The organism is Kribbella swartbergensis, assembly GCF_054784135.1.
On sequence record NZ_BAAGPM010000022.1, the window covers coordinates 15,854 to 42,460 of the forward strand.

General features: G+C 69.6%; 24 protein-coding genes. 7 read left to right on the forward strand and 17 right to left on the reverse strand.

From position 1 onward, the window contains the following. Positions 1–13 precede the first annotated feature (13 nt). Entirely contained in the window at positions 14–808 is a 795-nt protein-coding gene (locus tag ACYVOK_RS18725) for a mycothiol-dependent nitroreductase Rv2466c family protein (protein ID WP_460663742.1), read from the forward strand. Further along, positions 805–1,470, forward strand: a complete 666-nt coding sequence (locus ACYVOK_RS18730) for a maleylpyruvate isomerase family mycothiol-dependent enzyme (protein ID WP_460663743.1) — start codon at positions 805–807, stop codon at positions 1,468–1,470. Before ACYVOK_RS18725 ends, ACYVOK_RS18730 begins: the two co-directional genes overlap by 4 nt. Before the next feature lie 71 nt (positions 1,471–1,541). Here the strand turns inward: ACYVOK_RS18730 and ACYVOK_RS18735 are convergent, their stop codons facing one another. From ACYVOK_RS18735 to dapA, 4 genes are read right to left on the reverse strand one after another with little or no spacing between them, the layout of a single operon-like run. Then, the gene (locus ACYVOK_RS18735; protein WP_460663744.1) at positions 1,542–3,071 is read right to left on the reverse strand and encodes an alkaline phosphatase D family protein; all 1,530 of its coding nucleotides are present in this window, start codon (positions 3,069–3,071) and stop codon (positions 1,542–1,544) included. Between the two features lie 40 nt (positions 3,072–3,111). Further along, the gene (locus ACYVOK_RS18740) at positions 3,112–4,140 is read right to left on the reverse strand and encodes a LacI family DNA-binding transcriptional regulator (protein ID WP_460663745.1); all 1,029 of its coding nucleotides are present in this window, start codon (positions 4,138–4,140) and stop codon (positions 3,112–3,114) included. Positions 4,141–4,159: 19 nt separating this feature from the next. Then, a complete protein-coding gene (locus ACYVOK_RS18745) occupies positions 4,160–5,854 on the reverse strand; it encodes a ribonuclease J (RefSeq protein WP_460663746.1) in 1,695 nt (564 codons plus the stop codon). Then, positions 5,851–6,765, reverse strand: coding sequence for a 4-hydroxy-tetrahydrodipicolinate synthase (dapA, locus tag ACYVOK_RS18750; RefSeq protein ID WP_460663747.1), 915 nt, complete (start codon positions 6,763–6,765; stop codon positions 5,851–5,853). Before dapA ends, ACYVOK_RS18745 begins: the two co-directional genes overlap by 4 nt. Positions 6,766–6,986: 221 nt before the next feature. Here dapA and ACYVOK_RS18755 point away from each other — a divergent pair, with 221 nt between their 5' ends. Further along, on the forward strand, positions 6,987–7,484 hold the full coding sequence (locus ACYVOK_RS18755) for a hypothetical protein (protein ID WP_460663748.1): 498 nt from the start codon (positions 6,987–6,989) through the stop codon (positions 7,482–7,484). Here ACYVOK_RS18755 and ACYVOK_RS18760 read toward each other — a convergent pair. After that, on the reverse strand, positions 7,478–8,272 hold the full coding sequence (locus ACYVOK_RS18760) for a metal-dependent hydrolase (protein WP_460663749.1): 795 nt from the start codon (positions 8,270–8,272) through the stop codon (positions 7,478–7,480). The two genes, ACYVOK_RS18755 and ACYVOK_RS18760, sit on opposite strands and share 7 nt — an antisense overlap. A 499-nt stretch (positions 8,273–8,771) precedes the next feature. Here ACYVOK_RS18760 and argG point away from each other — a divergent pair, with 499 nt between their 5' ends. Further along, entirely contained in the window at positions 8,772–10,205 is a 1,434-nt protein-coding gene (gene argG, locus ACYVOK_RS18765; protein WP_460663750.1) for an argininosuccinate synthase, read from the forward strand. 58 nt (positions 10,206–10,263) lie between these two features. Here the strand turns inward: argG and paaE are convergent, their stop codons facing one another. Genes paaE through paaA form a run of 5 tightly spaced genes read right to left on the reverse strand, consistent with a single transcriptional unit; the run spans position 10,264 to position 13,843 of the window. Then, complete coding sequence (gene paaE / locus ACYVOK_RS18770; RefSeq protein WP_460663751.1) at positions 10,264–11,349, reverse strand: 1,2-phenylacetyl-CoA epoxidase subunit PaaE; 1,086 nt, start codon at positions 11,347–11,349, stop codon at positions 10,264–10,266. A gap of 25 nt (positions 11,350–11,374) precedes the next feature. Next, a complete protein-coding gene (gene paaD / locus ACYVOK_RS18775) occupies positions 11,375–11,851 on the reverse strand; it encodes a 1,2-phenylacetyl-CoA epoxidase subunit PaaD (protein ID WP_460663752.1) in 477 nt (158 codons plus the stop codon). A 5-nt stretch (positions 11,852–11,856) separates the two neighbouring features. Next, complete coding sequence (paaC, locus tag ACYVOK_RS18780; protein ID WP_460663753.1) at positions 11,857–12,609, reverse strand: 1,2-phenylacetyl-CoA epoxidase subunit PaaC; 753 nt, start codon at positions 12,607–12,609, stop codon at positions 11,857–11,859. Then, complete coding sequence (gene paaB / locus ACYVOK_RS18785) at positions 12,606–12,917, reverse strand: 1,2-phenylacetyl-CoA epoxidase subunit PaaB (protein WP_460663754.1); 312 nt, start codon at positions 12,915–12,917, stop codon at positions 12,606–12,608. The genes paaC and paaB overlap by 4 nt, the downstream gene beginning before the upstream one ends. Further along, complete coding sequence (gene paaA / locus ACYVOK_RS18790; protein WP_460663755.1) at positions 12,914–13,843, reverse strand: 1,2-phenylacetyl-CoA epoxidase subunit PaaA; 930 nt, start codon at positions 13,841–13,843, stop codon at positions 12,914–12,916. The genes paaB and paaA overlap by 4 nt, the downstream gene beginning before the upstream one ends. Before the next feature lie 235 nt (positions 13,844–14,078). Between paaA and ACYVOK_RS18795 the strand changes: the two genes are divergently transcribed. Further along, positions 14,079–14,687, forward strand: a complete 609-nt coding sequence (locus ACYVOK_RS18795; protein ID WP_460663756.1) for a GNAT family N-acetyltransferase — start codon at positions 14,079–14,081, stop codon at positions 14,685–14,687. A 51-nt stretch (positions 14,688–14,738) separates the two neighbouring features. Here ACYVOK_RS18795 and ACYVOK_RS18800 read toward each other — a convergent pair whose 3' ends face one another. Together ACYVOK_RS18800 and ACYVOK_RS18805 are read right to left on the reverse strand one after the other, a co-directional pair. Further along, positions 14,739–15,179, reverse strand: a complete 441-nt coding sequence (locus tag ACYVOK_RS18800; protein WP_460663757.1) for a VOC family protein — start codon at positions 15,177–15,179, stop codon at positions 14,739–14,741. 5 nt (positions 15,180–15,184) lie between these two features. Beyond that, the gene (locus ACYVOK_RS18805) at positions 15,185–15,733 is read right to left on the reverse strand and encodes a DinB family protein (protein ID WP_460663758.1); all 549 of its coding nucleotides are present in this window, start codon (positions 15,731–15,733) and stop codon (positions 15,185–15,187) included. A gap of 180 nt (positions 15,734–15,913) precedes the next feature. Between ACYVOK_RS18805 and ACYVOK_RS18810 the strand changes: the two genes are divergently transcribed. After that, positions 15,914–17,641 (forward strand): alpha/beta hydrolase, encoded by a 1,728-nt coding sequence (locus tag ACYVOK_RS18810; RefSeq protein WP_460663759.1) that lies wholly within the window; start codon positions 15,914–15,916, stop codon positions 17,639–17,641. 434 nt (positions 17,642–18,075) lie between these two features. Here ACYVOK_RS18810 and ACYVOK_RS18815 read toward each other — a convergent pair whose 3' ends face one another. The 5 genes from ACYVOK_RS18815 to pdxR all read right to left on the reverse strand — a co-directional run bounded on the left by ACYVOK_RS18815 (position 18,076) and on the right by pdxR (position 25,346). Continuing rightward, entirely contained in the window at positions 18,076–20,592 is a 2,517-nt protein-coding gene (locus ACYVOK_RS18815; protein WP_460663760.1) for an ATP-binding protein, read from the reverse strand. A gap of 107 nt (positions 20,593–20,699) precedes the next feature. After that, entirely contained in the window at positions 20,700–21,143 is a 444-nt protein-coding gene (locus ACYVOK_RS18820; protein WP_460663761.1) for a hypothetical protein, read from the reverse strand. A 26-nt stretch (positions 21,144–21,169) separates the two neighbouring features. Further along, the gene (dapB, locus tag ACYVOK_RS18825; RefSeq protein WP_460663762.1) at positions 21,170–21,916 is read right to left on the reverse strand and encodes a 4-hydroxy-tetrahydrodipicolinate reductase; all 747 of its coding nucleotides are present in this window, start codon (positions 21,914–21,916) and stop codon (positions 21,170–21,172) included. An 84-nt stretch (positions 21,917–22,000) separates the two neighbouring features. Continuing rightward, positions 22,001–23,830, reverse strand: a complete 1,830-nt coding sequence (locus ACYVOK_RS18830) for a hypothetical protein (RefSeq protein ID WP_460663763.1) — start codon at positions 23,828–23,830, stop codon at positions 22,001–22,003. A gap of 187 nt (positions 23,831–24,017) precedes the next feature. After that, positions 24,018–25,346, reverse strand: coding sequence for a MocR-like pyridoxine biosynthesis transcription factor PdxR (pdxR, locus tag ACYVOK_RS18835; RefSeq protein WP_460663764.1), 1,329 nt, complete (start codon positions 25,344–25,346; stop codon positions 24,018–24,020). Between the two features lie 66 nt (positions 25,347–25,412). Between pdxR and ACYVOK_RS18840 the strand changes: the two genes are divergently transcribed. Beyond that, on the forward strand, positions 25,413–26,597 hold the full coding sequence (locus ACYVOK_RS18840) for an MFS transporter (protein WP_460663765.1): 1,185 nt from the start codon (positions 25,413–25,415) through the stop codon (positions 26,595–26,597). Positions 26,598–26,607 lie beyond the last annotated feature (10 nt).

Sequence of the window (26,607 nt, forward strand, 5' to 3'; positions counted from 1 at the left end):
GCACGGTGACGACATGCAACCTGACGAGCAGAGCGGTGCCGACCTCGACCTGTGGGACCGCGTCACCACCGACTATCTCGCCCACCGCATGGGCGTCCGGCCCGCCGCCGGCTTCCGCGAGCGCACCGAAGCCGCCCGCAGCCGGTTGACCACCGGCGCCAGCACCGCGCCGCGCGTCGACTTGTACGTCGACCCCGTCTGTCCCTACACCTGGTTGGTCGCCTGCTGGCTGCGCGAGGTCGCCGCACGACGCGACCTCGCGCTGCACTACCACGTGATGAGCCTGCTGATGCTGAACGAAAGAGGCGAACAGGACGACGACTACCGCCGCGGACTCTCCGCGATGGCCGGGCCGGCCCGAGTGGCGACCGCTGTCGTCCTGCACCACGGCTCCGAAGCGTTCCGGAGCTGGCACACCGCGTTCGGCGACCGCATCTTCGACCACTGGCGTTATCCGGGCCGGTCGGAGTACCGCACGGCGGCACTCGAAGCTCTGCTGACAGTGGGGTTGCCGGAGATGCTGGCCGCCGCGGCCGACACAGCGGAGTACGACGAGGCGCTGCGCCGTAGTCATGACGAGGGAGTTCTTCCGGTCGGACCTGAGGCCGGCACTCCCGTCGTCCACATGGATGGGGTGGCCTTCTTCGGTCCGGTTCTGAACGCCGTTCCGCTCGGCGACGACGCGCTGCGGCTGTTCGACGGCGTACGCCTCCTGGCCGGATGCCGCGACTTCTTCGAACTCAAGCGCACGCGCTCCACGCCGCCGGACGTGCGCTACCTTGCAGGCGTAGGAAAGGCACAGCCATGACCGACGACGAGCTCTGGGCCGCCATCGACGCGCAACGGCTCCGGACGTCCGACTTCCTCACCACGCTGGCCCCGGACGACTGGGATCGCCGGTCGCTGTGCGAGGGCTGGACCGTCCGCGATGTCGCCGCGCATCTCACGCTGCAGCAACTGACCCTCGCGGACGGCCTTCGTATGGCACTCCGTCATCCGGGCAGCCTCAACCACGTGATCCAGGCAGCCGCCCGCGACCGGGCGCGGCTCCCGACCGAACGGATCATCGCCGAGATCCGCGGCATGGTCGGTTCGCGCCGGCACAACGTCGGACTCAGTCCGCTGGAGACGCTGATCGACATCGTCGTGCACGGGCAGGACATCGCGGTTCCGCTCGGCCGCTCGCTTCCGGCGTCGGCGGAGGTGGCCGCGACGGCGGCTTCCCGGGTGTGGGACTACCGCGGGGGACGACTGGCGAAGGTGTTCAAGCCGCTTCCGTACGACGGCCTGCGCCTGGTAGCCACCGACACCGACTGGTCCATAGGCGACGGAGCCGAGATCCAGGGCCCGGTGCTGGCGCTGCTTCTGCTGCTGACCGGGCGCCGCGTCGTACTGCCGCAACTCGAAGGACCGGGAGCCGCGGTTCTCAGTGAGCGGCTCGCGGCTGATCAGGCGCGGCTTCGAAGCTGAACGTCGTACCCACCGGCCCCGGTGGGCGGCATCCCGCGCAGGCGCCGGGGCAGCGGTGGGTACGACGGGCCTCAGCGGGCCGGGTGAATGTCCTTGGTCCAGAGGACCGTGCCGTAGAGGTTGCGTAGCGACGCGGTGAAGACGCCGGTGCGCGGGTCGATGTCGACGTGGCCGAAGAACTGGTTGCCGCCACTCGGCGGCTGGTTCGGGAAGTCGGCCGCCTTGACGAACTCGACCTTCGGGCCGAACGTCGGGTCGAGGGCGTTCGGCCCGAACGTGCCGGCGTTGATCGGCCCGGCGACGATCTCCCAGAACGGGTCGAAGTCGGTGAACGCCGCACGCGCCGGGTCGTAGTGGTGGGCGGCGCAGTAGTGCACGTCCGCGGTCAGCCAGATCGTGTTGCGGACCTTGCGCCGCTTGAACTGGCTCAGCACCCAGGCGATCTCGTGCTCTCGACCAGCCGGAGCACCGGCCAGGCCGTTCGCCACGGCCTCGATCTCGGTGCCGTCGGGGACCAGTACGCCGATCGGCATGTCGCTGGCGATCACCTTCCAGGTCGCCTTGGAACCAGCCACCTCACGGACCAGCCAGGCGGCCTGCTCAGCGCCGAGGATCGCGACCGGACCGGCGGCGCCCGGCTTCGGGTTGACGTCGCGGTAGGTGCGCATGTCGAGGCAGAAGATGTCGAGCAGCGGTCCGTGGCTCACCTTGCGGTAGATCCGGCTGTCGCTGCGCCCAGCCGTGTGCTGCATCGGCAGGTACTCCAGGAACGCCTTGCGGGCCCGGGCCGCGAGCACGTCGACCCGCTTCTCGGTGTACCGGTCGTCGGCCAGGATCTCGCCCGGGTACCAGTTGTTGACCGTCTCGTGGTCGTCCCACTGGCTGATGATCGGTACGTCGGCGTACAGCGCCCGGACGTTGTCGTCGAGCAGGTTGTACTTGTACCGGCCGCGGTACTCGGCCAGCGTCTCGGCGACCTTCGAGACCTCCTCGGTCACCACGTTCTTCCAGATGGTGCCGTCGGCAACCTTCACCTCGGCCTGGATCGGGCCGTCGGCGTAGATGTTGTCACCGGAGTGCAGGAAGAAGTCCGGCCGGGTGTCGTGCATGGCCCGGTACGCCGCCATGCCGCCGAACTCGGGGTTGATCCCGTACCCCTGCCCCGCGGTGTCACCGGTCCACACGAAGGACAGTCCGCGGTTGCGTCCCGGCGTACTGAACGAACCCTCGAGCGCCTCACCGCGGCGGCCGTCGGCGTCCTCGAACGAGATCCGGTAGTCGTAGCGCTGGCCCGGGCGCAGGCCCTTCAGCGGGAGCTGGGCGGTGAAGTCGTCGTCGGGCCCGGTGACCGGGCCGCGCAGCCGGATCGCCCGGTCGAACCGGCCGTGGCTGGTCAGGTCGACGACAAGGCGGGCGCGGCGGTCGGTGCGGGACCAGACGACGGCAGAGTTCGCGGTCACGTCACCGGACATGACCCCGGACGGCAACGCAGGCCGGTCGCGGCGGACAAGATTCGGCGTCGCGGCGGCGATCCCCGGGACGGCCAGGGACGCGCCGGCGACAGTGGATGCGGCCAGGAGCTGGCGGCGGCTCAAGTTCATGCCGTCAGCGTGCTCCCCGCCGGTGACCGGCGGGTGAACCTCAGCTGGCGGGCGGGATTTCGCCCGAGCCGCGGATGGTCAGCTTCACCGGGACGCGCACGGTCCGGCCCGGCCGGTGCGGCTCCGGAAGGCGCTCGGTCATCAGCTGGATCGCCGTACGGGCCATCACGTCGGCCGACTGGGCGACCGCGGTCAGGCCCGGACTGAGCAGGTCACCGAGGGCGAGGTCGTCGAAGGACACCAGCGCGACCCGGTCCCGGCGGCCCGCGAGTCCGCGCAGGACCTCGGCCGTCGTCATGTTGTTGGCCGACAGCAACGCGGTGGCCGGGTCGGAACGATCCAGTACGGCGGACAGCGTGATGCCGATGCCCTCGGTGGTCGGCTCGGAGAGGTGAACCAGGTCCTCGTCCACCTCGATTCCGTGCCGGGCCATCGCGGCCCGGTAGGCGACCACGCGCTCGCGGGCGGTGAAGATCCGCTCGTCGTCACCCAGGTACGCGATCCGCCGGTGGCCCTGGCGGACCAGATGGTCGATCGCCTGGTCGATACCGCCCGCGTTGTCGGCCAGCACGGCGTCCGCCTCGATCCCGTGCGCCGGCCGGTCGATGGTGACCACGGCCATGCCCGCGTCGACGTGCGGCGCCAGGTACTCCTGGGTCTCGCCGATCGGCGCCATGATCAGCGCGTCCGGCCGGCGGGCGACGAACTCCAGGCAGACGTCCCGCTCCCGGTCCGGGTCCTCGTCGGTCAGGCCGATCATCACCACCGAACCGGACGACCGGGCCCACAGCTCGACGGCCCGGCCGAGCGAGGCGAAGAACGGGTCGCCGATGTCGCGGATGACCACCGCGATCGTCCCGGTTTTGCCCCGGCGCAGCATCCGGGCGCTCTCGTTCGGGGTGTAGTTGAGCTCCTTGATCGCGGCCTGGACCTTGGCGGTCAACTCCGGGCTGACGTTCGGCTCCTCGTTCACCACCCGGGAGACGGTCTTCAGCGCCACGCCGGCCCGGGCCGCGACCTCTTTCATGGTGGGCCGGCGCTGGCCGGCACCGTTCACCGTCGTACTCATGCCCGACCCACCTTCTCTCTCAGCTTTCGACGACCACCGGGATGATCATCGGGCGGCGGCGGTGGGTGTCGCTGACCCACTTGCCGACCACCCGGCGGATCACCTGCTGCAGCTGGTACATGTCGTCGACGCCGCCGCCGATCGCCTTCTCGATCTCCGCCTCGATCCGCGGCTTCAGGTCGTCGAAGACGCTGTCGTCCTCGGCGAACCCGCGCGCCTGGATCTCCGGCCCGGCCGTCAGTTTGCCGGTGACAGAGTCCATCACGGCGATCACCGAGATGAAACCCTCGTCACCCAGGATCCTGCGATCCTTCAGCGAGGTCTCGGTGATGTCGCCGACCGTCGACCCGTCGACGAAGACGTAACCGCAGTCGACCTTGCCGGCCACGACCGCCTTCCGGTCGATCAGGTCGACCACCACACCGTCCTCGACCACAACCACATTCTGTGCCGGTACGCCGGTCTGGATGGCCAGGTCCGCGTTCGCGTACAGGTGCCGGATCTCGCCGTGCACCGGCATCACGTTGCGCGGCTTGACGATGTTGTAGCAGTACAGCAGTTCGCCGGCGCTGGCGTGACCGGAGACGTGCACCAGCGCGTTGCCCTTGTGGATCACGTTCGCGCCGTGCCGGGTCAGCCCGTTGATCACCCGGTACACGGAGTTCTCGTTGCCCGGGATCAGCGACGACGCGAGGACGACGGTGTCGCCCGGCTGGATCTGGACGACGTGGTGATCGTTCGCGGCGATCCGGGACAGTGCCGACATCGGCTCTCCCTGCGACCCGGTGGAGACCAGCACCACCTGCTCCGGCGGATAGTTGTCCAGTTCGCGCATGTCGATCAACGTGTCGCCGGGCACGTTCAGGAACCCGAGGTCACGGGCCACACCCATGTTGCGGACCATCGACCGGCCGACGTACGCGACCTTGCGGCGGTGCTTCACGGCCGCGTCCATCACCTGCTGGACCCGGTGCACGTGGGAGGCGAAGCAGGCGACGATGATGCGCTGGTTCTTCGCCTTGGTGAACACCCCGTCCAGCACCGGCGCGATGTCGCGCTCGTGGGTGGTGAAGCCGGGCACCTCGGAGTTCGTGGAGTCGACGCAGAACAGGTCCACGCCCTCCTCGCCGAGCCGGGCGAACGCGCGCAGGTCGGTGATCCGGTTGTCCAGCGGCAACTGGTCCATCTTGAAGTCGCCGGTGTGCAGCACCAGGCCGGCCGGGGTCCGGATCGCCACCGCGAGCGCGTCCGGGATCGAGTGGTTGACCGCGATGAACTCGCAGACGAACGGGCCGATCTGCAGCTTCTCGCCCTCGACCACGGTCTGCTGCGGCACGTTGCGGTGCCGGTGCTCCTTCAGCTTGCCCTCGAGCAGCGCGAGCGTGAGCTGCGACCCGATGACCGGGATGTCACCCCGCTCGCGCAGCAGGTAGGGCAGGCCGCCGATGTGGTCCTCGTGGCCGTGGGTCAGCACGACCGCCACGACGTCGTCGAGCCGGTGCCGGATGGGCTGGAAGTCCGGCAGGATCAGGTCCACACCGGGCTGGTTCTCGTCCGGGAACAGTACGCCGCAGTCGACGATCAGCAGCTTCCCGTCGTACTCGAACACCGTCATATTGCGGCCGACCTCGCCGAGGCCGCCGAGCGGGATGACCCGCAAAGCGCCCGGCGCGAGCGGCCCGGGCGCGTCGAGATCTGGATGGGGATGGCTCATGCAATCAGTCCTGCCGTCTTGAGGTCGGTGGTGAGCCAGTCCACTTGCTCGGCGGTCGCCTCAACCAACGGCGACCGGAGTGTCGCGTGCTCGATGACGCCGGCCAGCTTGAGTGCGGCCTTCACCATGATGGCGCCCTGGGTCCTGGTCATGATCGCCTCGACGGCGGGCACCATCCGTCGGTCGATCTGTCGTGCGGTGGCGAGGTCACCGGCCACCACGGCGTCGATCAGCTGCCGGTACTGCTCGCTGGCGACGTGCGCGACGACGCTGGCGATTCCGGCCGCGCCGATCGCGAGCCAGGCGAGGTTCAGCTCGTCGGCACCGCAGTAGTAGACCAGATCGGTGTTCGCCAGCACCTTGGTGGCTCCGGCGACGTCGCCCTTGGCGTCCTTCACCGCGACGATCCGCGGGTGCTCGGCGAGCGCGATCAGGGTCTCGGTCCTGATCTCCACCCCGGCCCGGCCGGGGATGTCGTACACCATGTTCGGCAGGCCGGTGGCGTCGGCGACCGCGGTGAAGTGCGCGCGCAGCCCGTCCTGCGGAGGCTTGTTGTAGTACGGCGTGACGACCAGCAGCCCGTGCGCACCGGCGGCCTCGGCCTGCTTCGCGCACTCGATCGTGTGCGCGGTGTCGTTGGTGCCGACCCCGGCGACCACCTTGGCCCGGTCGCCGACCGCCTCCAGCACGGCCTCGACCACCTGGACCTTCTCCCGGTCGGAGGTCGTCGGCGCCTCACCGGTCGTCCCGTTCACGATCAGCGCGTCGTTGCCGCGGTCGACGAGGTACTTCGCCACCTTCTGCGCAGCGTCGAGATCCAGCGAGCCGTCGGGCCGGAACGGGGTGATCATCGCCGTCGTCAGGCGGCCGAAGGGCGGCGCCGTCGAGGCAGAGGCTGGTGCTGGAGACATGGGGCTCAGGTTACCGCTCCGAAGCCTCGGAGAAATGAGTAGGCCTGGTGGCTGTCCGCTCGGGGGTCCGGGCAGCCACCAGGCTCACTCGTCCTATCGGGCCGGCCCCGGTAGGCGTTACAGCTCCGGCCAAAAAAGTCCGGAAAAAATTCTGTGGATACTTTCTGTGATCGACATATCGCGGAGTGTGCATGAGTCCGCCGGCCGCTACGCTCGGGCGCGTGCCGACTGCCTCTCCCGCCCAGCGCTCCCTGACCGTCACCTGCGCCGCCATGGGCGGCGCGATCCCGTTGCTGACCTTCGCCCTGTGGTTCGTCCTCGCGGCCGACGGGATCGGCGAGTTCCCGCCGTTGTGGGCGCCGTCGATCGTGCTGGTGGCCGCCGCAGTGGCGTACGGGTTCTGCGAGCTGATCGGCTTCCGCACGCCCCCGCTCGAGTACAGCGGCCGGTCCGCCGGTGAAGTCGAGGCGGAGTCGTGGAGACGGTTCACCACGTCGACATTCCTGCGCTTCGCGGTCTGCGAGGCCGTGTTCATGATCTCGATCCCCCTCGCGTTCGTGGTTGAAAGCTTCTGGGTGGTGTTGGTCGGTGCCGTGCTCGCGCTGCCGCTCTTCGCGTACGAGGTCTGGCCGGGTGTCCGCAACCAGCAGCGCTTCGCGGCGTCACTCGAGGCTCGCGGCGTCCCGTCGTACCTCACCGGCCGAGTGCAGGACTACTGACCCGCCGTCCAGATCGAAGTGGCGGCGAACAGCCGCTCGACCATCTGCAGGGCCCCGGGGAGCAGGAGTACGGCGGCTGCGAGCAGGAGCGGGACGATGACGAGCCGCTCGAACCAGCCGTTGGTGCGGAAACGCAGCAGCCGCGGCAGGCGGATCTCGTACCAGGTCTCACCGCGGATCGGTAGCGGCCACAACCATGGACAGCCGGAGCGGGTGAGGCTGTCGCCGAGGCAGTGAACGAACATGCCGAGCGCGACAGCCACCCCGATCCAGCCGCCGATGCCGGTCAGGCCTGCTTGTACGGCGTCGGCGGCCGTCGTTCCCGGTAACGCCGTACCGGAGACGGACCAGGCGGTGGCGCCGAGCACGAGGACGATCAACCAGTCACCCAGTACGTCGGCCGCCAGAACCAGACCGGTCACGGCCACCGCGAGGACCGCCCACTTGCCTCGATCACCCGCGCTGGCGGCGAGCATGCCGAGCAGGATCGCGGCGACCAGCGTGTGCGTCGCGTGGCGGTGCTTGCCGGTGCTGTCCTCGTCGCGTGGGCCCTTGGTGAGGTTGTAGAGGACCCCGGAGAAGGCGCGGACCGCTACGGAGACGATGCGGGTCAGCGGACCGACCAGCCGGGACGCACGGGCGCCGGGGTGATCAAGGTCAGGCACGAGCGCGTAGCCGGCCGTCGCGGCCGCGAACGGAACCACCTCCGCCACCGTCGTCAGCCCGACCACCGGCGCCACCACCAACCCCGCACACCACCCCGTCAACGCATGCGACCGCCCCATCATCGCGCCCCACTCCCCTCAACTCAGCAAACCCCATCCTCTCAACCCAGACCCCACCTCCCCCACCAGCCACGCTGGTCACACAAATCACACACCTCGGCAGGTGGGCTGGGACCCAACCACCGAGCGCCCTGGCAAGGGGGCAGCCGCCCACCCCCGGCGGGCGGAGGTTGCGCCCGCCTGGCGATGGCCGGCGGGCGCGCCCCCCGGCCTCATGGCGGACGTGCGGACGGAGGCGCCCCAGTCCAGGCGCACCGCGGACGTGCGGACGGAGGCGCGCCGTCCGGGCGCATGACGGGCGGGAGGTGCGGCCGTCCGCGCGGACCCGGCGGGGCCGAGTGAAACCCTCCGGCGCGGTCGGCGGAGGTGAAGCCGCCGTTGCACGGCGGCTGGGTCGAAGTCAGACACCGCTCGCCCTGTGAGCGGGTGCTGGCCAGATCTCCGCGTACGGCCAGCGGGTGGCGGGTTTGCATAATCATTCAGGGGAGTGCATACTTTTCCTGTGTCCAAGGTACTTACGTCTCTGCCTGTTGGTGAACGGGTCGGCATCGCCTTCTCCGGTGGTCTCGACACGTCGGTCGCGGTCGCGTGGATGCGGGACAAGGGCGCCGTCCCCTGCACCTACACCGCCGATCTCGGTCAGTACGACGAGCCCGACATCGCCTCCGTCCCCGGTCGCGCGACGGCGTACGGCGCCGAGATCACCCGACTGGTGGACTGCCGGGCGGCGCTGGTCGAGGAGGGCCTGGCGGCGCTCGCCTGCGGCGCGTTCCACATCCGGTCCGGCGGGCGGACGTACTTCAACACCACCCCGATCGGGCGGGCGGTGACCGGCACGCTGCTGGTCCGGGCGATGCTCGACGACGACGTCCAGATCTGGGGCGACGGGTCGACCTTCAAGGGCAACGACATCGAGCGGTTCTACCGCTACGGCCTGCTGGCGAACCCGCACCTGCGGATCTACAAGCCGTGGCTGGACGCCGACTTCGTCTCCGAACTCGGCGGCCGCAAGGAGATGTCGGAGTGGCTGGCCGCGCACGGCCTGCCGTACCGGGACAGCACCGAGAAGGCGTACTCCACGGACGCGAACATCTGGGGCGCCACCCACGAGGCGAAGACACTCGAGCACCTCGACACCGGCATCGAGACCGTCGACCCGATCATGGGCGTGAAGCACTGGGACCCGACGGTCGAGATCCTGCCGGAGGACGTCACGATCGGGTTCGAGCAGGGCCGGCCGGTGACGATCAACGGCAAGGAGTTCGGCTCCGCGGTCGACCTGGTGCTGGAGGCGAACGCGATCGGCGGCCGGCACGGCCTGGGCATGTCCGACCAGATCGAGAACCGGGTGATCGAGGCCAAGAGCCGCGGAATCTACGAGGCTCCCGGGATGGCGCTGCTGCACGCGGCGTACGAACGGCTGGTCAACGCGATCCACAACGAGGACACGCTGGCGAGCTACCACAACGAGGGCCGGAAGCTCGGGCGGCTGATGTACGAGGGCCGCTGGCTGGACCCGCAGTCGCTGATGCTGCGGGAGTCCCTGCAGCGGTGGGTCGGTACGGCGGTGACCGGCGAGGTGACGCTGCGGCTCCGGCGGGGTGAGGACTACTCGATCCTCGACACCACCGGCCCGGCGCTCAGCTACCACCCGGACAAGCTGTCGATGGAGCGGATCGAGGACTCGGCGTTCGGCCCGGTCGACCGGATCGGTCAGCTGACCATGCGGAACCTGGACATCGCCGACTCGCGGGCGAAACTCGAGCAGTACGCCGGCCTCGGGATGTTCGGCTCGACCAACCCCGCGCTGGCCTCCTCCACCGACCTCATCGGCGCGATGCCGACCGGCGGCGCCGAAGCCATCGCGTCCCGCGGCGAGGCCACCGAGGAGGACGAGCTCCTCGACCGCGCCGCCATGGAGTCCGGCACCGACTGACGATCTGCCCCGAAACTCCTCCCCCGGCCGGGCCGCCCCCCGGCGGCTGCTTCCTCCGCTACGAGTCGAAGTCGAGGGTGACGGTTGGGGTGGTGGGGTGGGACTGGCAGGTGAGGACGTAGCCGGCGCGGATCTCGTCGGGTTCCAGGGCCCAGTTGGTGTCCATACGGACCGAACCCTCGAGGACCTTGGCCCGGCAGGTGCCGCAGACGCCGCCCTTGCATGCGAACGGCGCGTCGGAGCGTACGGCGAGCGTCGCGTCCAGGACCGCCTTGGAGTGCTCGGCCAGCGGGAACGTCGAGCGGCGGCCGTCCAGAATGACGGTGACCTGAGCGGCGTTCTCGTCGATCGGGGCTTCGTCGACGGGAGCCTTCGGGGCCTCGTCGCCGACGTGGAAGAGCTCGGCGTGCACGTGCTCCCGCGCCACGCCCTGCCCGAGCAGTAGCTCCTGCGCCCCGACGACCATCGCGTACGGCCCGCACAGGAACCACTCGTCGACCGACTCCACCGGCAGGATCGTCGTGAACATCCGCTTCAGCCGGTCGGCGTCGATCCGGCCGCTGAACAGCTCCACCTCGGTCGACTCGCGCGACAACACGTGCACCAGGTGGAACCGTTCGGCGTACCGGTCCTTCAGATCGGCCAGCTCGTCGGCGAACATCACCGACCCGGCCGTCCGGTTGCCGTAGAGCAGCGTGACCCGGCTCATCGGTTCGGTGGCCAGGATCGTCGCGACCAGCGAGAGCACCGGCGTGATCCCGCTGCCCGCGGCGACGAAGGCGTAGTGCTTCGCGTTGGCCGGATCGAGCGTCGTACCGAACCGTCCGAGCGGTGTCATCACCTCGAGTTCGTCGCCGACCTTCAGCTCGTTCGCCGCGTACGCCGAGAACTCACCGCCCGGGATCCGCTTCACGCCGATCCGCAGTACGCCGGAACCGGCCGGCGAGCAGATCGAGTAACTGCGCCGGACGTCTTCTCCGGTACGGCGGATGGTCACGTGCTGACCGGCGCTGAACTCGTACTCGTCCCGCAGCTCCGGCGGCACCTCGAACGTGATCGCGACCGAGTCGTCCGTGATCACCTCGATCGCCGCCACCTTCAGCGGATGGAAGACCGCCCGGCGGCGGGCCACAGTCGTCGTCATCAGATCGCCTTGCTGTGCTGGCTGTTCACAGGGATTTGAAGTGGTCGAAGGGTTCCCGGCACGCGTTGCACCGCCAGAGCGACTTGCACGCCGTGGATCCGAACCGGCTCAGCTCGACGGTGTCCGGCGATCCGCATAGCGGGCACCGGACGGTCAGACTGACCGTCACCGGGCCGGCCGCACGCCGTCCGGTCGGTGGGGCGATCCCGTACTCGGTCAGCTTCGCCTTGCCAGCCTCACTCATCCAGTCCGTCGTCCACGCAGGCGACAGCACGGTCTCGACTCGCCCGTCGACATCCAGCGCCTGGAGGGTCAGCTCCACCTCGTGCCGGATCACGTCCATCGCCGGACAACCGGAGTACGTCGGTGTGATCGTGACGACGACCTGGTCGCCCTCGCGCCGCACTCCACGCAGCACGCCGAGGTCCGCGATGGTCAGGACCGGCACCTCGGGGTCCGCCACCTCCCCGACCGCCTCGAGGATGTCGGTGTCCGTCACCATGTCCATCACCAGGTCGCCCCCGGATGCGAGCGCGCGACATGCTGAAGCTCGGCCAGAAGGTACCCCAGGTGCTCGGTGTGACGACCGGACCGGCCACCGGTGTGCTGGTACGACGCCTCGGGCCGGCTGCACGTGGATTCGTCGATCACCGCCATCACCCGGCGGTCCCACTCGTCCCGCAGCGTCGATGGGTCCACTGCGACCGCAAGGCGCCGTACGAGGTCGTCGGACTCGAACATCTCCGCGGTGTAGGGCCAGAACGCCTCCAGCCCGGCCTGCATCCGGCGGTGGCTCTCCTCGGTGCCGTCACCGAGCCGCAGGACCCACTGGGTCGCGTGGTCGACGTGGTACGCGACCTCCTTGACCGCCTTGCCCGCAACGCCCGCCAGCAGCTCGTCCTCGCTGGTCCGGAGCTCTTCGTACAGCAGTTGCTGGTACGTCGCGAAGTACAGCAACCGGGCCATGCTGTGGGCGAAGTCGCCGTTCGGGAGTTCGCAGAGTTGCAGGTTGAGGAAGTCGCGCTCGTCCCGGAAGTAGGCCAGGTCGTCCTCGGAACGGCCGGCGCCCTCGACCTGACCGGCGTACTGCAGCAGTGAGCGCGCCTGGCCGAGCTGGTCGAGACCGATGTTGCCGAGAGCAACGTCTTCCTCGAGTTGCGGTGCGGCCGCGATCCACTCGGCGGTGCGCTGTGCGGAGATCAGCGCGTCGTCACCGAGCCGGAGCGTGTAGACGAACAGGTCGTTCACAGGTGCGCTCATAGATGGGGCGTACCTTCCGGGACCTGGTAGAAGGTCGGGTGCCGGTAGACCTTGTCGCCGGCCGGGTCGAAGAACTCGTCCTTCTCGTCCGGGCTCGACGCGGTGATGTCGGCGGCCCGCACGACCCAGATCGAGACACCCTCCTGACGGCGGGTGTACACGTCACGCGCGTTGCGCAGCGCCATGGTGGCATCCGGCGCGTGCAGGCTGCCGACGTGCGTGTGCGACAACCCACGACGCGACCGGACGAACACCTCCCACAACGGCTCGGCGCTGTGCTTGATCGTGAACTCGCGACGCTCGCTCATGCCGCACTCTCCCGCCGCGCAGCCTTCTTCGCCGCGTACGCCGCCGCGGCCTCACGGACCCAGGCGCCGTCCTCGTGCGCCTTCACCCGGTGCGCCAGCCGCTGCTTGTTGCACGGACCATTGCCCTTCACCACTTCGTACAACTCCGTGTAGTCCGGCTCGGTGAAGCGGTAGTGCCCGGTCTCCTCGTCGTACCGCAAGCCCTCGTCGGGGATCTTCAGCCCGAGTACGTCGGCCTGCGGGACGGTCATGTCGACGAAGCGCTGGCGCAGTTCGTCGTTGCTGTGCCGCTTGATCCCCCACGCCATCGACTGCTCCGAGTGCGTAGACGCGGCATCCGGGGGCCCGAACATCATCAGCGACGGCCACCACCAGCGGTCCAGAGCGTCCTGGGCCATCGCCTTCTGCGCCTCCGTGCCGTTGCACAGCGTGTAGAGGATCTCGAACCCCTGCCGTTGGTGGAACGACTCCTCCTTGCAGACCCGGACCATCGCCCGCGCGTACGGCCCGTAGGAGCAGCGGCAGAGCGGGACCTGGTTGACGATCGCGGCGCCGTCGACCAGCCAGCCGATCGCGCCGATGTCGGCCCAGGTCAGGGTCGGGTAGTTGAAGATGCTGGAGTACTTCTGCTTCCCGCTGTGCAGCAGGTCGAGCAGGTCCGCCCGGTCCACGCCGAGGGTCTCGGCGGCGGCGTACAGGTAGAGCCCGTGGCCGGCCTCGTCCTGCACCTTCGCCATCAGGATTGCCTTGCGGCGCAGCGACGGCGCCCGACTGATCCAGTTGCCCTCCGGCTGCATGCCGATGATCTCGGAGTGCGCGTGCTGCGCGATCTGCCGGATCAGGGTCTTGCGGTACCCCTCCGGCATCGCGTCCCGCGGCTCGATCCGGCCGTCGGCGTCGATGGTCGCCTGGAAGCTGTCGTCCATGCCGGTCAGCATAGCCGAGATGTGACACTTTCTGTCCAGATCACCGACGAAGTGTCACAAAGTCGGACGGTGGTACCAGCTCCCGGCCGGCCGGGCGGGCGGCGCCTATGTGATGAGCACGCGGTCCTACCGTGGGCCGGCCGGGACGCTGCTGCGGCGTCTCGGCTACTGACCTCGGTGCCTCGCCGGCAGGCCACGTGTCCTGCCGGTGGGGCGCTTTGCGAGGATGGTCCATATGAGCGACTTCGGCGTACCGGAACCCGCCAACCTCTCCGACCTGTCCGGCGCGAGCGACAGCCCGGTGGCGGAGACGAGTGTGCGGCTGGCGCTTCCGGCCGAGGCCAACGCGATCGGCGAGATCCAGGTCGCGGCCTGGCGGACGTCGTACGCCGGGCTGCTGCCGGCGGACGTGCTCGCGGACCTGAACCCCGCGCAGTTCGCAGCCCAGTGGCGGGCTGCGCTGATCGCTCCCGGTGAGGCACGCAACCGGGTGATGGTCGCGCTGGCCGGCCGGACGCCGGTCGGGTTCGCGGCGATCACGCCGTCCGACGACCCGGACGCCGACCCGCAACGCGACGCGTTGATCGCCGAACTCGCGATCAAGCCGGACGCGACCCGGTCCGGCCACGGCTCACGACTGCTGAACGCGGTCGTCGACACAGTCCGCGCCGACGGCTTCAGCCGGGTCACGGTCTGGGTCAACTCGACCGACGACGTCGTCCGCGCCTTCTACACCGAGGCCGGCTGGTCCCCCGACGGCGCCCACCGCGAACTGGACCTGTACGGCGACGAGTCCATCCGCATCAAACAAGTCCGCCTCCACACCGACCCCGGCACCGAGTGACGGTGTCGCCGGCGGCCAACGGCGTACGCCTCGGTCAGCGAGCCCTCCCGCTCAGGCCAGGCAGAACTCGTTGCCTTCCGGGTCGCGCATGATGAGGTGAAAACCGGCAGGTTCGTCCAGGCGGGTCGCCACGGTGGCGCCGAGGGCGATGAGGCGGTCGGCTTCGGCTTCGATCGCCGTACGGCGGTCGTCGCCGTCTAGGCCGGGAGCGACCTTGATGTCGAGGTGGACACGGTTCTTCACCTGCTTCGACTCGGGCACGCGCAGGAAGAAGATGTCCGGCCGGGTGCCGCGTTCCTTGTCGACCAGGGTGCGGCCGGCGTTGCGCTGGTCCAGCGGAATGCCGTTGGCGTCGGCCCACTCGTCCCAGGTCGCGAAGCCGTCCGGAACGCCCACCGGGAAGTCGTAGCCGCCGAGGGCCGCCATCCAGAAGCGTGCGACGCGATCCGGATCCGCGCAGTCGAAGACGATGTGCAGGTCAAAGGCGCGCACGTCGATCACCCTGCCACGCCGGCGCGGTGGAGGTCTCGGAGGAGGGAGATTTCGGCGCCGTGGTGGATGGTTTCGCGGTTCACGTGGGCGATGAGGGCGATGAGGGCGAGCATGGTGTCGTCGGCGAAGTAGGCGCCCTTGGGGCCGAGCGGCTGGTTCAACTCGTCCTCGGACAGGCCGCGGATCGCCTCGATCCAGCGGTGGTACCAGTGCTCCAGGAACGCCAGCCCGTCGGCCGCCGTGCCGGGTAGCTCGGCCGGGATGTGTCGCGGATCGAACATGTCCGCGTCGTCCGGCACACTCCCGTCGCCGAAGAACGCACTGACCCGGGTCGCGAAACAGCTGACCCCGATATGCACCAACCGCCACGCGATCGTCGTCACCGGAGGCGGATCCGGCACCGGCTCCTCGTGATCGACTGCGATCCGCCCGATGGAGTCCCGTCGTACCGTCCAGGCGCCTTCAGCCGGCTCCCACAGGTACTCCTCATCCGTCAGCCCCTGAAGCCGCGGCCACAGATGAACGTCCCAGTAGAACTCCAACTGCCCGATCACCAAATCTCCGCAGCCGCCCATCCAGCACTCCCGTCACGAGCCAGTGCGAAGACCCTAGGGCCCGCCGCCGACATATCACGGACGGATCGGCGACCGGGCCGGGGGTGGTGCTCGACGGCGACCACTCGGCATGACAGATTGTCACGGTCCGATCACGCAAGGCCATCCGCTGGAGTCTGCATGAAGTACCTCACCCTGGCCGTCGGCCTAGGGCTGTCCGCTGCTGCCGTTCTCGTCGTCCCCGGGTCCGGGGCGACTGCCTCGATGGACGACCCGACCGTGGTCGACCGGCCGCATCCGGTGGCCAATCGGTACCTCGAGCAGAAACCGGTGTGGAAGCCATGCGGTGACGCGGAACTGCGGACCTACTGCGCCAAGATCACCGCCCCTCGCGACTGGGCGAACCAGTACTCCGGCAACGACATCCAGATCGCGGTCAGCAAGGTCGCGCCGGTGAAGGGCAAGCCGAGCCGCGTGGTCTTCGGCAACCCGGGCGGACCGGGTGGTGCCGGCCTCGGCATGGCGCCGTACCTGGCCAGTCAGGCACCGCTCGCCAAGGACCACCTCGCCGTCGGGTTCGACCCGCGCGGCACCGGCGACAGCACCAACGTCACCTGCCAGGGTGCGCCGGGCTACACGATGGACGCGCGCGACCGCGACCCATGGAACCTGGACCTGATCGCGGAGGCCTCGCAGCTCAACCAGCCGTACTGCGACCGGCAGTCCCGCGGCCTGCTCCCGTACGTCACCACGGCGCAGACCGTGCAGGACATGGACCTGATCCGCCGACTGCTCGGCTTCGACAAGATCGACTTCGTCGGGTACTCCGGCGGCACCTGGCTGGGCGCGTACTACCAGACGTACTTCCCACAGCAAGTCGGCCGCTTCGTGCTCGACTCCAACACCGACTTCACCCAGCCGTGGATCACCACGTTCACCGCGCAGCCGGAGGCGTTCGAGCGCCGCTTCCGTGAGGACTTCGCGACCTGGGCGGCGAAGTACGACGACCGGCTGAAGCTGGGCTCGTCGCCCCGCGCGGTGATCCGGACCTACGAACGGCTCCGGGCTGACCTGAAGAGGCAGCCGGCGGTCGAGGAGTTCCTCGACGGTTCGGTGAAGATCAGCTACGACCAGAACACCCTGGACGAGATCGTCACCGGGGACATGTACACGAAGATCGACTTCTATTCGCTGGCGATCGACCTGGCATTCCTGCGCGACCTTTCCGCCGCCCAGGCCAAGGGCGGCCCCCGCGCCGCGCAACGCAGAGTCGACGCGCTGTCCGTCGCCCGCCAGCGTGAACTGGTCCGGCGGGCGTCGCGCGACACCGTCGGCCTGCGGCCCCTCGGCCGGATCGTCGGCGACGACGCCGAAGGTGCGACGTTCACCGCGATCACCTGCAACGACACCCCGTGGCCGCAGGGCCGTGAACACGGCGAACAACTCGCCGGCCGGCTCGGACCGAAGTACCCGCTGCTCGGCTGGGGCATGAACGAGAACCCGTGCTTCTACTGGGACCGCCCCAAGCTGACGATGCCGCAGCCCACCGGCAAGGGCCTGCCGGCCACGCTCATGGTCCAGTCCGTGCACGACCCGGCGACCAGTTACGCGCTCGCGGTGTCGGCCCACAGCCGGTACGCCGGCTCGCGCCTGCTGACCGTCACCCGTGAGGGCGACCACGGCATCTACGGCGGCGTGAACAAGTGCGCCGACAAGATCGTCAACACGTTCCTCACCACCGGCAAGGCCCCGGATCAGGACGTCACCTGCGTCGGCGAGGGCATCCCCGCACCGCCCCCGGAACCGCCCGCCTACGACTACGGCACCGGGCAACAGGGGTACGGCGCCGGCTCCCCGCTGCGCCGGATCGCGGGATTCACCAAGGCCGTCTCGGGCTATCTGCACTGACGACCCGTTCAGCGGGGCGGAAATCCGCACGATCTGAGGAAATTCTCCTCACCCACCGGCATTTCGAAGTTACCGTCGGCGAAATCACCGCAGGACCTTCGTTGTCAGGACATATTTGTCAGGGCGATGTCAGGGTTCCGTCCCTGTGCGACACAGTGTGATTTCGGCAACCTTGAGTCAGCGCGGAGGAACCGGACGTCGACCGGGGAGGGCTCGACGGGGAGGTACCGACGCCGACGTGGCTTCGGCCGGCTGTGAGGTGGGGGGACTGCCTGGGGGGTCAGACAGGAACACAGCCGGCCGGGTCCGTCATCGAGGTCCGCGCCCTCAGATCCCTCGCGGGGTACCGTCGATCCCCCAGGTCGTGGTGCTCCGCGAGGCACCATCCGATCAGCAGCCCTGGTGGACTGCTGATCGGTTGTCTGTGTCCGGCGTCAGAGCCGGCCGGTGTGGTCCCGGTCAGGGCTGCTGCTCGGCGCCGGCGGGTAGCCGCCGGCCACGGCCGCCAGCGGCGCGGCCCGTCCGGCCGACCAGGCGGTTCGGAACGACCGCCGATCGAGCGCCTGCTCGATCGCGGTCCGGGTCGCCAGGTAGTCGGGCTTCTCGATCTCGGGCACCGGCGCACCGATCTCTTCCCGCACCCCGTCCGCCGCCCCCAGCAGGAAGGCGGCGTACTCGCTTCTCCCCCGTTGCTGGGCGACGGTCGCCAGCTCCTCGAGCACACTCGCCGACCGCCACCGGTCCCCCAGGTCACGATGCTCGGCGAGGCTCTCGTCGAGCAGGTGTACGGCGCGCTCCGTCAGTCCGCGGCGTCGCTCGACGATGCCGAGTTGGTTCAGCGACCAGGCGACACCTTCGCGGTACCCGAGCCGCTGAGACAGCGCCAGGCTCTCCTGCAGCTGGTCCTCTGCCTCGACCAGCTCGCCGCTGTACTGCGCGATGGTCCCGAGACTGATCAACGACCACGCGAGTCCTTCGCCGTCACCGAGCTGCCGGAAGCTGTCCCGCGCCTTACGGCACCGGGCAGCTCCGACCGTCAGGTCACCGCGCAACCAGGCGACGAACCCCAGGTGGTTGTGCGCCCACGCCATCCCCAGCCGATCGCCGAGACTCTCGTAAAGGTCGTAGCTCTGACAGTGCAGGTCTTCTGCGGCGGCGTAGTCCCCACGTTCACGTGCCACACTCCCCAGTCGTTGCAGCGCGAGCGCCGCACCGGACGTGTCGCCCAGCTTCCTGTACTGCGCCAGCGCCGTTTCGAGCCGTGCGGTCGCGGCGTCGTACTCGCACTGCAGGAAGGCGAGCATCCCGGCGCCCAGGTTGGCCTTGGCGCAGGCGGGAGCGAGTTCTTCGAGGTCTGACGAGGGGACGCTGTCCGTCAGCGCCATGGCCCGCTCCAGCCACTGACCACCCTCGGCATAGTGCCCACGCAGGTAGCAGAACAACCACAGCCCACCGGCCAGTCGCAGTGCCTCGCGGACCGACCTCGTCCGTAGTGACCACGCCATGGCGGCACGGAGGTTGTCCAGCTCGCCGTCGAGCCGTTCGAGCCACTGTGCCTGGTGCTCGCCCCGCAGCCGGCCTTCAGCCTCTTCAGCCAGGCTGATGTAGTAGCGCGCGTGCCGACGGGCCGTCTCCTCCGCCAGTCCCGCGGCCTCCAGCCGGCCGGCGGCGAACTCACGAATCACCGCGAGCATGTAGTACCGCGCGGCTCCACTGCGCCGGGTCATCCGGATCAGCGACTTGTCCGCGAGCCGTCCGATCAGGTCGAGCGCATCTGCCCGCTCCAGCGGACCCGGCGACGGCTGACCCGACATGACCGCGGCCGCGGCACCCAACGTCCACCCGCCCACGAAGACCGACAGCTGTGCGAAGGCCTCCCGCTCCGCCGCGGTGAGCAGGTCGTGACTCCACTCGATCGCGCCGTACATGGACTGCTGTCGCGGCGAGGCGGTCCGCGACCCGCCGCGGAGGATGACGAACGAGGACTCCAATTCGTCCGCCAGTTCCTCGATCGTCATCACGTTCGTCCGCGCCGCGGCCAGCTCGATCGCGAGCGGCATTCCCTCCAGCCGCCGGACCACCCGGGCGACCTGGTCGAGCTGTTCGCCCACGTCGTACCCGCGCGCGGTCGCCCGCTCCACGAACAGCCGGACCGCGGCCGACGACTCGAGCTGGTCCTCGTCGTGCGGCAGGGCCAGCGCCGGTACGACGTACACGCTCTCGCCCTGGACGCGGAGGAGTTCACGACTGGAGGCGAGGATCGCCAGGTTCGGGCAGGACTCCAGCAGCGCCGCACACACCTGCCCGACCGTGGCGACGACGTGAGAGCAGTTGTCGAACACCAGCAGCATGGTCCGGCGCCCGATCTGCTCGGCGATCTCCTCGACCAGTCTGGCGGGGTCCGTCGGGTGCACACCGATGGAAGCCGCGATGGCCGTGACCACGCCGGCCGGGTCGGTGAGAGAAGCCAGCGGGACCCAGCACACGCCGTCCTGGAAGCTGTCCTCGAGTTCACTCGCCAACGCCTGCGTGAGCCGCGTCTTACCGACGCCGCCCGGGCCGGTGAGGGTCAGCAAGCGGGTGATGCGTTGGTCCAGCAAACGTTTGGTTGCGGTGAGTTCGGTGGTCCGGCCGATCAGCTCGTTCGGCGCAACGGGAGACCGGCGCAGTTGCGGCTGCGGCGACTCGGTGTCGCGCCGGGCAGCCGCGGTGAACTGTGCCCGGTCGGCCGCGGTGAGCCTGAGCGCATCGGCGAGCAGGCGCAGCGTGTGCGCTCGCGGCGCCCGGCGACGCCCGCGCTCCAAAGCCGCGATCGCGTCGACACTCAGACCGGCGAGCTCCGCCAAACCCTCCTGCGACAGCCCGGCCTCACGCCGGTGCCGGCGCAACAGACCGCCGAAACCTGCCCCCTGCATGTCGTCCGAGGCGCGGCGAGACCCGTCTGATGGCACAGGACGGCTCCACCCAGTCTCCGACCTACACGTGACGGTTGCCACGCGCCTTGCTCTGAAAATAGCCCGTTCCACACCGCGTTGTCAGTTATCGGTGGCATTCCGGGCTAATTCCGGTCGTGGTGCGCGATCGCGGTCCGCATCGTGGCCCGGGCGCGTCTGCGATCGCCGGCCGCGTCGTACGCGGTCGACAACCGGAACCACACCCGCCAGTCGTCGGGCGCCGCTTCGGCCTCGGCCCTGTACTTCTCGAAGGCCGCGTCCGCCGCGGCCCGGTCGATCCGCCCGGACGGACGGCGCGGCAGGTCGTCGACCGGCAGCCCACCGTCCGCCTCCAACTCCCGGGCCAAGGCCTCGGTACGGCGGCCGAACTGCAGCTCACGCCACACCAGGTACGCCCCGAGGACCGGAATCACCAGAACGGCGATCCCCAGCCCGACCGCGATCGGGGCGCCGGTGCCGATCAGCAGCACACCGCGCCAGCCGAGCAGTACGGCGTACACGACGAAGACAACCGCGAGCACGATCGCCGCCCGCTTTGCGGTCAACACAGGGCGGTCACCACAGCGCGGTCATGTCAGTCGAGATCCATGAAGTGCTCGAGACCGACGGTGAGTCCGGGCGCGCCGGCGATCCGGCGGACACCGAGCAGGACGCCGGCCATGAACGAGACCCGGGCCATCGAGTCGTGCCGGATCGTGAGCGTCTCGCCGGTGTCGCCGAACAGCACCTCCTGGTGCGCGATCAGGCCGCGCAGCCGGATGCCGTGCACCCGGATCCCCTCGACGTCCGCACCGCGGGCACCGTCGAGCGCCGTGGTGGTGGCGTCCGGGATCGGCCCGGATCCGGCCTCCCGGCGGGCGCCGGCGATCAGTTCGGCGGTCCGCCGCGCCGTACCGGAGGGAGCGTCGGCCTTGTCCGGGTGATGCAACTCGATGATCTCGACCGACTCGTAGTACTTCGCGGCCTTCGCGGCGAACTGCATCATCAGGACGGCGCCGATGGAGAAGTTGGGCGCGATCAGGACGCCGGTGCCGGGACTCTTGTCCAGCAGGCCGCGCAGCGTCGCGAGCCGCTCGTCGTCGAAGCCGGTGGTGCCGACGACCGCGTGGATGCCGTGCTCGATGCACCAGGCCAGGTTGTCCATCACCACCTCGGGGCGGGTGAAGTCGACCACCACCTCGGCGCCGGCCGCGGTCAGCTGGTCGAGCTCGTCGCCCTGGTCGAGCCGGGCGACCAGTTCGAGGTCGCCGGCTTCTTCGACCGCGAGGCACGTCTGAGCGCCCATCCTGCCCTTGGCCCCCAGCACACCGACCTTGATCATCCGCACCCTTTCAGCAGAGGTTCGACCGACCCAAGGATCTCATCAGGCCGGACGGGCGCGAGCCAGGGTGCCTCATGGTGTGCGTCAGCGTGTTATGGCCGCACGTTCGCTGCGCGGTACGTAGACCTGCAGGTTGATCGTCTGCCGCGGCGGCGCGAGCAGCTCGTAGTCGGCGGTGAAGTCGAGTGCGCAGGCGCGCAGTGCGGTGATCTCGACGTCGGAGATGCGGCGGTTGAGCAGGATGATCGGCGGACGGCCCGGACTCCACGGCTGGCCGTGCTGACAGACCTCCTCGATCCCGGCCGCGGTTCGGTTGCGTTCCTTCGGCGCCACCCAGGCCTCGCCGACCGGCTTGCCTTGCAGGATCAGCACGATCCCGGCCATCTTGTCGAAAGCCAGCATCGGCCGGCCGGGCTGAAGGTAGGGCCGCAGTTGTGCCTCGAGTTCGCCGTAGTTCCGTACCGCCTCCGGGTGGAGGTAGACCCCCTTCAACGGCGCCAGGCGCGCGGGCTCGGTCAGTTGCGCGTGCCCGACCGAGCGATACGGATGCTCGAACATCCCGGTGTAGGAGATGGACGCCACCGCGACCAGCGACGCCACCGTGACCAGACCGACCGTCAGCCGCGCCACCATCGGCACCGCCCAGATCCCGGTCAGTACCGCGATCATCACGGCGGCCCACGCGGCGAACGCGTTGAAGCCGATCGTGTACAGCGGGTTGTTCGTCCCGAACGCCTGCACGAAAGGCAGTACCACCAGCAACCCTAGAACGACCCAGCCCCGCACGTTCTCCCGGCTCAGCGCCGACCTGGGCGCTAGCCCGTACCGCGCAGCGATGACCGCGGCAACGGCTGTCACCAGGGCGACCAGTACGGCGGCCAGCAGCGTCACGGCGTAGACCCGGGTGTGGGCCGAGCCTCCGATCGCGGCGTCGTCGACGACAACCCGGCGTACCGAGAGAACGAAACCCACGAGCGCGAGAACGGCGGCCGCGATCCGCAGCCACGGCCAGCGGCCGATCACCGCGACGGCGGCCGCTGCCAGCAGGACCGCGTGCTGCCGCAACGTCGTCCCGAGCAGCTCGACACCGGTCGACCAGTACATCTCGAGCAACTCGGCCGGAGAGTACGACGTCTCCGCGATGAATCTGTTCACGGCCATGATCCCCGGCACCGCGACGTTCAGCCGGACCACGAACAGCTGCACGACCAGCGCGGCGATCCCGAGTCCGGCCAGGGCGAAGCCGATGCCTCGGGCAACGGCCCGGAGACCCTGACCCGCCAGCACGATCAGCGCCGCGGTCACGATCAGCCCGATCACCACGACCGAGGTCCACTTGGCCAGCATCATCACGCCGATGACCACGCCGGCGACCATCAGCACCCAGAACGGCACTGTGGTCCCGCGGTCGACCGCAGTCGCCATCCACAGCACACACGAGACCAGGGTCAGGGCGCCGAGCAGGATCACGTCGTTGTACCCGGGCGACATCGGCAGCCAGCTGTAACACATCCCACCGGCCGCGAGGATCGTCGCCATCCCGGCCAGCTCCCACAGTCGGGTCGGCGGCGCGCCCGGCCGCCGTCCGCGCAGCCACCGCATGAAGCTGTACCCGAACCACAGGTGGACGACGACCACGGTCAGCAGCCGGAAGAGCCGCAGCCGGACGACGTCGTACCCGAGCCACTCGAAGACCGGGCCGTAGAGGTACTGCACGCCGGTCAGGGCCAGTGGGTTCTGGTCCCACCATCGGTACGACAGCAGGTAATAGCCCTCATCGGTGATGTCGAAGCCCTCGTTCGCGACCCGTGCCGCGCTCAGCACCCACCACGCCGCGACGCCGCCCGCGGCCACGATCACGCAGAGAAGCAGCACCCACTGTCGGCGCAGCGTGATCCGGGCCAGCGACTCCACGGCCGCCACCTTAGGGCATCACGCCGCGGTCACCCCGTCAGCCGAGTCGCTTGGCGTAGCAGCGGGCCAGCGGATCGTCGGCGTACTTCCCGTACGGCGCAAGTGGGTCGAGGAACTGTCCGGGTAGCCGTGGTTCCGTCCTGTCGGACCGGGACCCACGATGTGCTTCCGGCACTACCGCAGCCGATCAGCTGAGTGCGGCAGCAAGTGCAGCGAGTGTTCCCGCCCAGGCGTGCTGCGCCGGAGCGCCGTACCCGAGGACCAGAGCGGGAGGCAGCCCGGAGCCGAAGCGGGACATCCCGAACGTGACCACGCCGCGTTCGGCGAGCTTCCGCAGTACGGCGTCCTCCTCCTCGCCGGGCAACTCGAGCACGACCTGCAGACCCGCCGCGATCCCCGTGGTGCGGTAGCTGCCGAGGGCTCGGATCAACTCGTCCCGACGGCGGCGGTAGCGGAGCCGGACCGCGCGGACGTGCCGGTCGTAGGCGCCGGACTCGATCATCGCCGCCAGCGTCATCTGGGTCAGCGTGTCGCTGTGGCGGTCGTTCATCGCCTTCTCCTCGAGGACGGCGTCGACCAGGTGCGGCGGCACGACGAGCCACCCGAGCCGCAGTCCGGGCGCCAGAGTTTTGCTCGCGGATCCCGCGTACACCACGAGGTCCGGCGCGAGCCCTTGGAGAGCGCCGATCGGCTGGCGGTCGTACCGGAATTCGCCGTCGTAGTCGTCCTCGAGGATGACCGCACCGGTCCGCTGCGCCCAGGCGAGCACCTCGGTACGGCGCTTCGGCGCGAGCGGCACCCCGGTCGGGAACTGATGCGCCGGCGTCAGCACCACCCCAGCCGCGTCGTCGAGCTGATCGACTCTGGCACCGGCCGCATCCACCTGAAGGGGCTTGACGGTGAGACCCGCTCGAGACAGCTGTGCCGGGATGGCCGGCTGCCCGGGACGCTCGTAGGCGAAGGACCTCCCGCCCTGCCGAGCGATCGCGCCCGCCACCAGCGCGACCGCCTGACGGTAACCGCTGCACAGGACGACGCGATCCGGTTCCGCCTGCACGCCACGGGCGCGGCCCAGGTAGCCGGCCAGGATCTCGCGCACGTGGGCCGGGCCTTGCGCCTCGTCGTACTGAAGGGCCTCGCGGGGACGCGTGTTGAGGACGTGCCGGGTGGCGGCGTTCCAGGTTGCGACCGGGAAGGTCGAGACGTCCGGCCGGCCGGGTCGCAGGTCGTGGACGATCGCCGGCGCCGGGGCTGCCGACGCCTGCTTCCGAGGCTGCGGTGGTGGGGTGGCGATGCGGGTGCCGGCGCCGCGGTCGCCGGTGAGATAACCCTCCTGGACCAGCTGACTGTACGCGTCCGCCACGGTGTTCCTGGCGACGCCGAGCTCGGCGGCCAGTGCCCTCGACGACGGCAGCCGAGCGCCGGCGGGGAGCGTACGAATCGCCGCACGCAGGGCGGCCTCGACGCCGGCACGAACTCCGCGGGAGCGGTCGACGACCAGGTGCAGATCCGTCATGGCCCAGGATTCTAGAGGATGCTTGGCCCAGGATCTTGGGACAAGATCCATCTAGCGTCGGTGCTCGTGACCAATCGAAGGTTGTTGCTGATCGGGCTGGTGAGCCGGCTCGGGACCGGAATCGCGGCGACGGTGTCCGCGCTGTTCGTCACCCAGGTGGCGGGCTTGGGCCTTCGGTCCGTCGGCCTCGCGCTGACCGCCGCGACGGCGATCGCGGTGGTCGCGAGCACCTGGCTCGGGCACCTGTCCGACCGGCTCGGCGCGCGCGAGATGTACGCCGGGATGCTCGGCCTGCAGGCGATCGCGACCGCCGGCCTGGTCCTGGTCCGCGGCGTCACCGGCTACGCGTTGGTCGTCCTCGCGCTGGCCGTCGCGGACCTGGGCTACCGGAGTGCTCAGGGCGCGGTGATCCATGCGGTGGTGGCGCCGGAGCAGCGCCTGCGCACGCGGGCTCAGGTCCGGGTGGCGGCGAATATCGGCGTCGCGGCCGGGGCGGGTCTCGGCGGCATCGTCCTGGCCGTGGGTACGCCGTCGGCGTACGAGGCCGGACTGCTGACCACCGCCGGACTGCTGCTGATCACTGCCTCGCTGGTCTTCCGGTTGCCCCGGGTGCCCGCGGTCGCGTCGCCGGCCCGATCGTGGGAGGCGCTGCGAGACCGTCCGTTCGTGCTGTTCATGGCTCTGAACGGGCTCCTGAACATCCACAACCCGATGCTGACCGTCGCCGTACCGCTGTGGATCGCGATCGGCACCGACGCACCCCACTGGGTCGTGTCGGTCCTCTTGGTCGTCAACGCCGCCGCCGTGATCCTGCTCCAGATCCGCCTGACCCGCGGCACCGACTCCCTCCCAGGAGCCGCCCGGGCGGGCCGCCGCTCAGGCCTCCTGCTCTGCCTGTCCTGCGTGGTGCTCTCCCTGACCCCGCTGACCTCGAGCGCCGTCACGATCGCCCTCCTCGTGGTGGCGGCGGTCCTCCACGTCGGCGGCGAGATCCTCGAATCCGCCAGCGGCTGGGGCGCCGGCTACGCCCTGTCCCCGCCCACCCTGGTGGGCCAGTACCAGGGCGTGCACGCCATGGGCCGAGGCCTTGGGGACCTGGTCGGCCCGATCCTCCTCACCACCGTGGTCATCCCCCTCGGTCCCACCGGGTGGTTGCTGGTGGCAACCGTCTTCGCCATCGCCGGTCTCCTCACCCCAGCGGTGCTGCGCCTCGACCGGCAAATGCTCACTGAGGTGGGACGTTCCGCATGAGAGTTCGGCG

Excerpts from the sequence above, each read along its gene's own strand:
- pdxR (WP_460663764.1), bottom strand. The coding sequence starts at position 25,346 with ATGACGGATCTGCACCTGGTCGTCGACCGCTCCCGCGGAGTTCGTGCC.
- paaA (WP_460663755.1), bottom strand. The coding sequence starts at position 13,843 with ATGGACGACAGCTTCCAGGCGACCATCGACGCCGACGGCCGGATCGAG.
- ACYVOK_RS18745 (WP_460663746.1), bottom strand. The coding sequence starts at position 5,854 with ATGAGCCATCCCCATCCAGATCTCGACGCGCCCGGGCCGCTCGCGCCG.
- dapA (WP_460663747.1), bottom strand. The coding sequence starts at position 6,765 with ATGTCTCCAGCACCAGCCTCTGCCTCGACGGCGCCGCCCTTCGGCCGC.
- ACYVOK_RS18735 (WP_460663744.1), bottom strand. The coding sequence starts at position 3,071 with ATGAACTTGAGCCGCCGCCAGCTCCTGGCCGCATCCACTGTCGCCGGC.
- ACYVOK_RS18725 (WP_460663742.1), top strand. The coding sequence starts at position 14 with ATGCAACCTGACGAGCAGAGCGGTGCCGACCTCGACCTGTGGGACCGC.
- paaB (WP_460663754.1), bottom strand. The coding sequence starts at position 12,917 with ATGAGCGAGCGTCGCGAGTTCACGATCAAGCACAGCGCCGAGCCGTTG.
- ACYVOK_RS18810 (WP_460663759.1), top strand. The coding sequence starts at position 15,914 with ATGAAGTACCTCACCCTGGCCGTCGGCCTAGGGCTGTCCGCTGCTGCC.
- paaD (WP_460663752.1), bottom strand. The coding sequence starts at position 11,851 with ATGGTGACGGACACCGACATCCTCGAGGCGGTCGGGGAGGTGGCGGAC.
- ACYVOK_RS18795 (WP_460663756.1), top strand. The coding sequence starts at position 14,079 with ATGAGCGACTTCGGCGTACCGGAACCCGCCAACCTCTCCGACCTGTCC.
- ACYVOK_RS18730 (WP_460663743.1), top strand. The coding sequence starts at position 805 with ATGACCGACGACGAGCTCTGGGCCGCCATCGACGCGCAACGGCTCCGG.
- ACYVOK_RS18760 (WP_460663749.1), bottom strand. The coding sequence starts at position 8,272 with ATGATGGGGCGGTCGCATGCGTTGACGGGGTGGTGTGCGGGGTTGGTG.
- paaC (WP_460663753.1), bottom strand. The coding sequence starts at position 12,609 with ATGAGCGCACCTGTGAACGACCTGTTCGTCTACACGCTCCGGCTCGGT.
- paaE (WP_460663751.1), bottom strand. The coding sequence starts at position 11,349 with ATGACGACGACTGTGGCCCGCCGCCGGGCGGTCTTCCATCCGCTGAAG.
- dapB (WP_460663762.1), bottom strand. The coding sequence starts at position 21,916 with ATGATCAAGGTCGGTGTGCTGGGGGCCAAGGGCAGGATGGGCGCTCAG.
- ACYVOK_RS18740 (WP_460663745.1), bottom strand. The coding sequence starts at position 4,140 with ATGAGTACGACGGTGAACGGTGCCGGCCAGCGCCGGCCCACCATGAAA.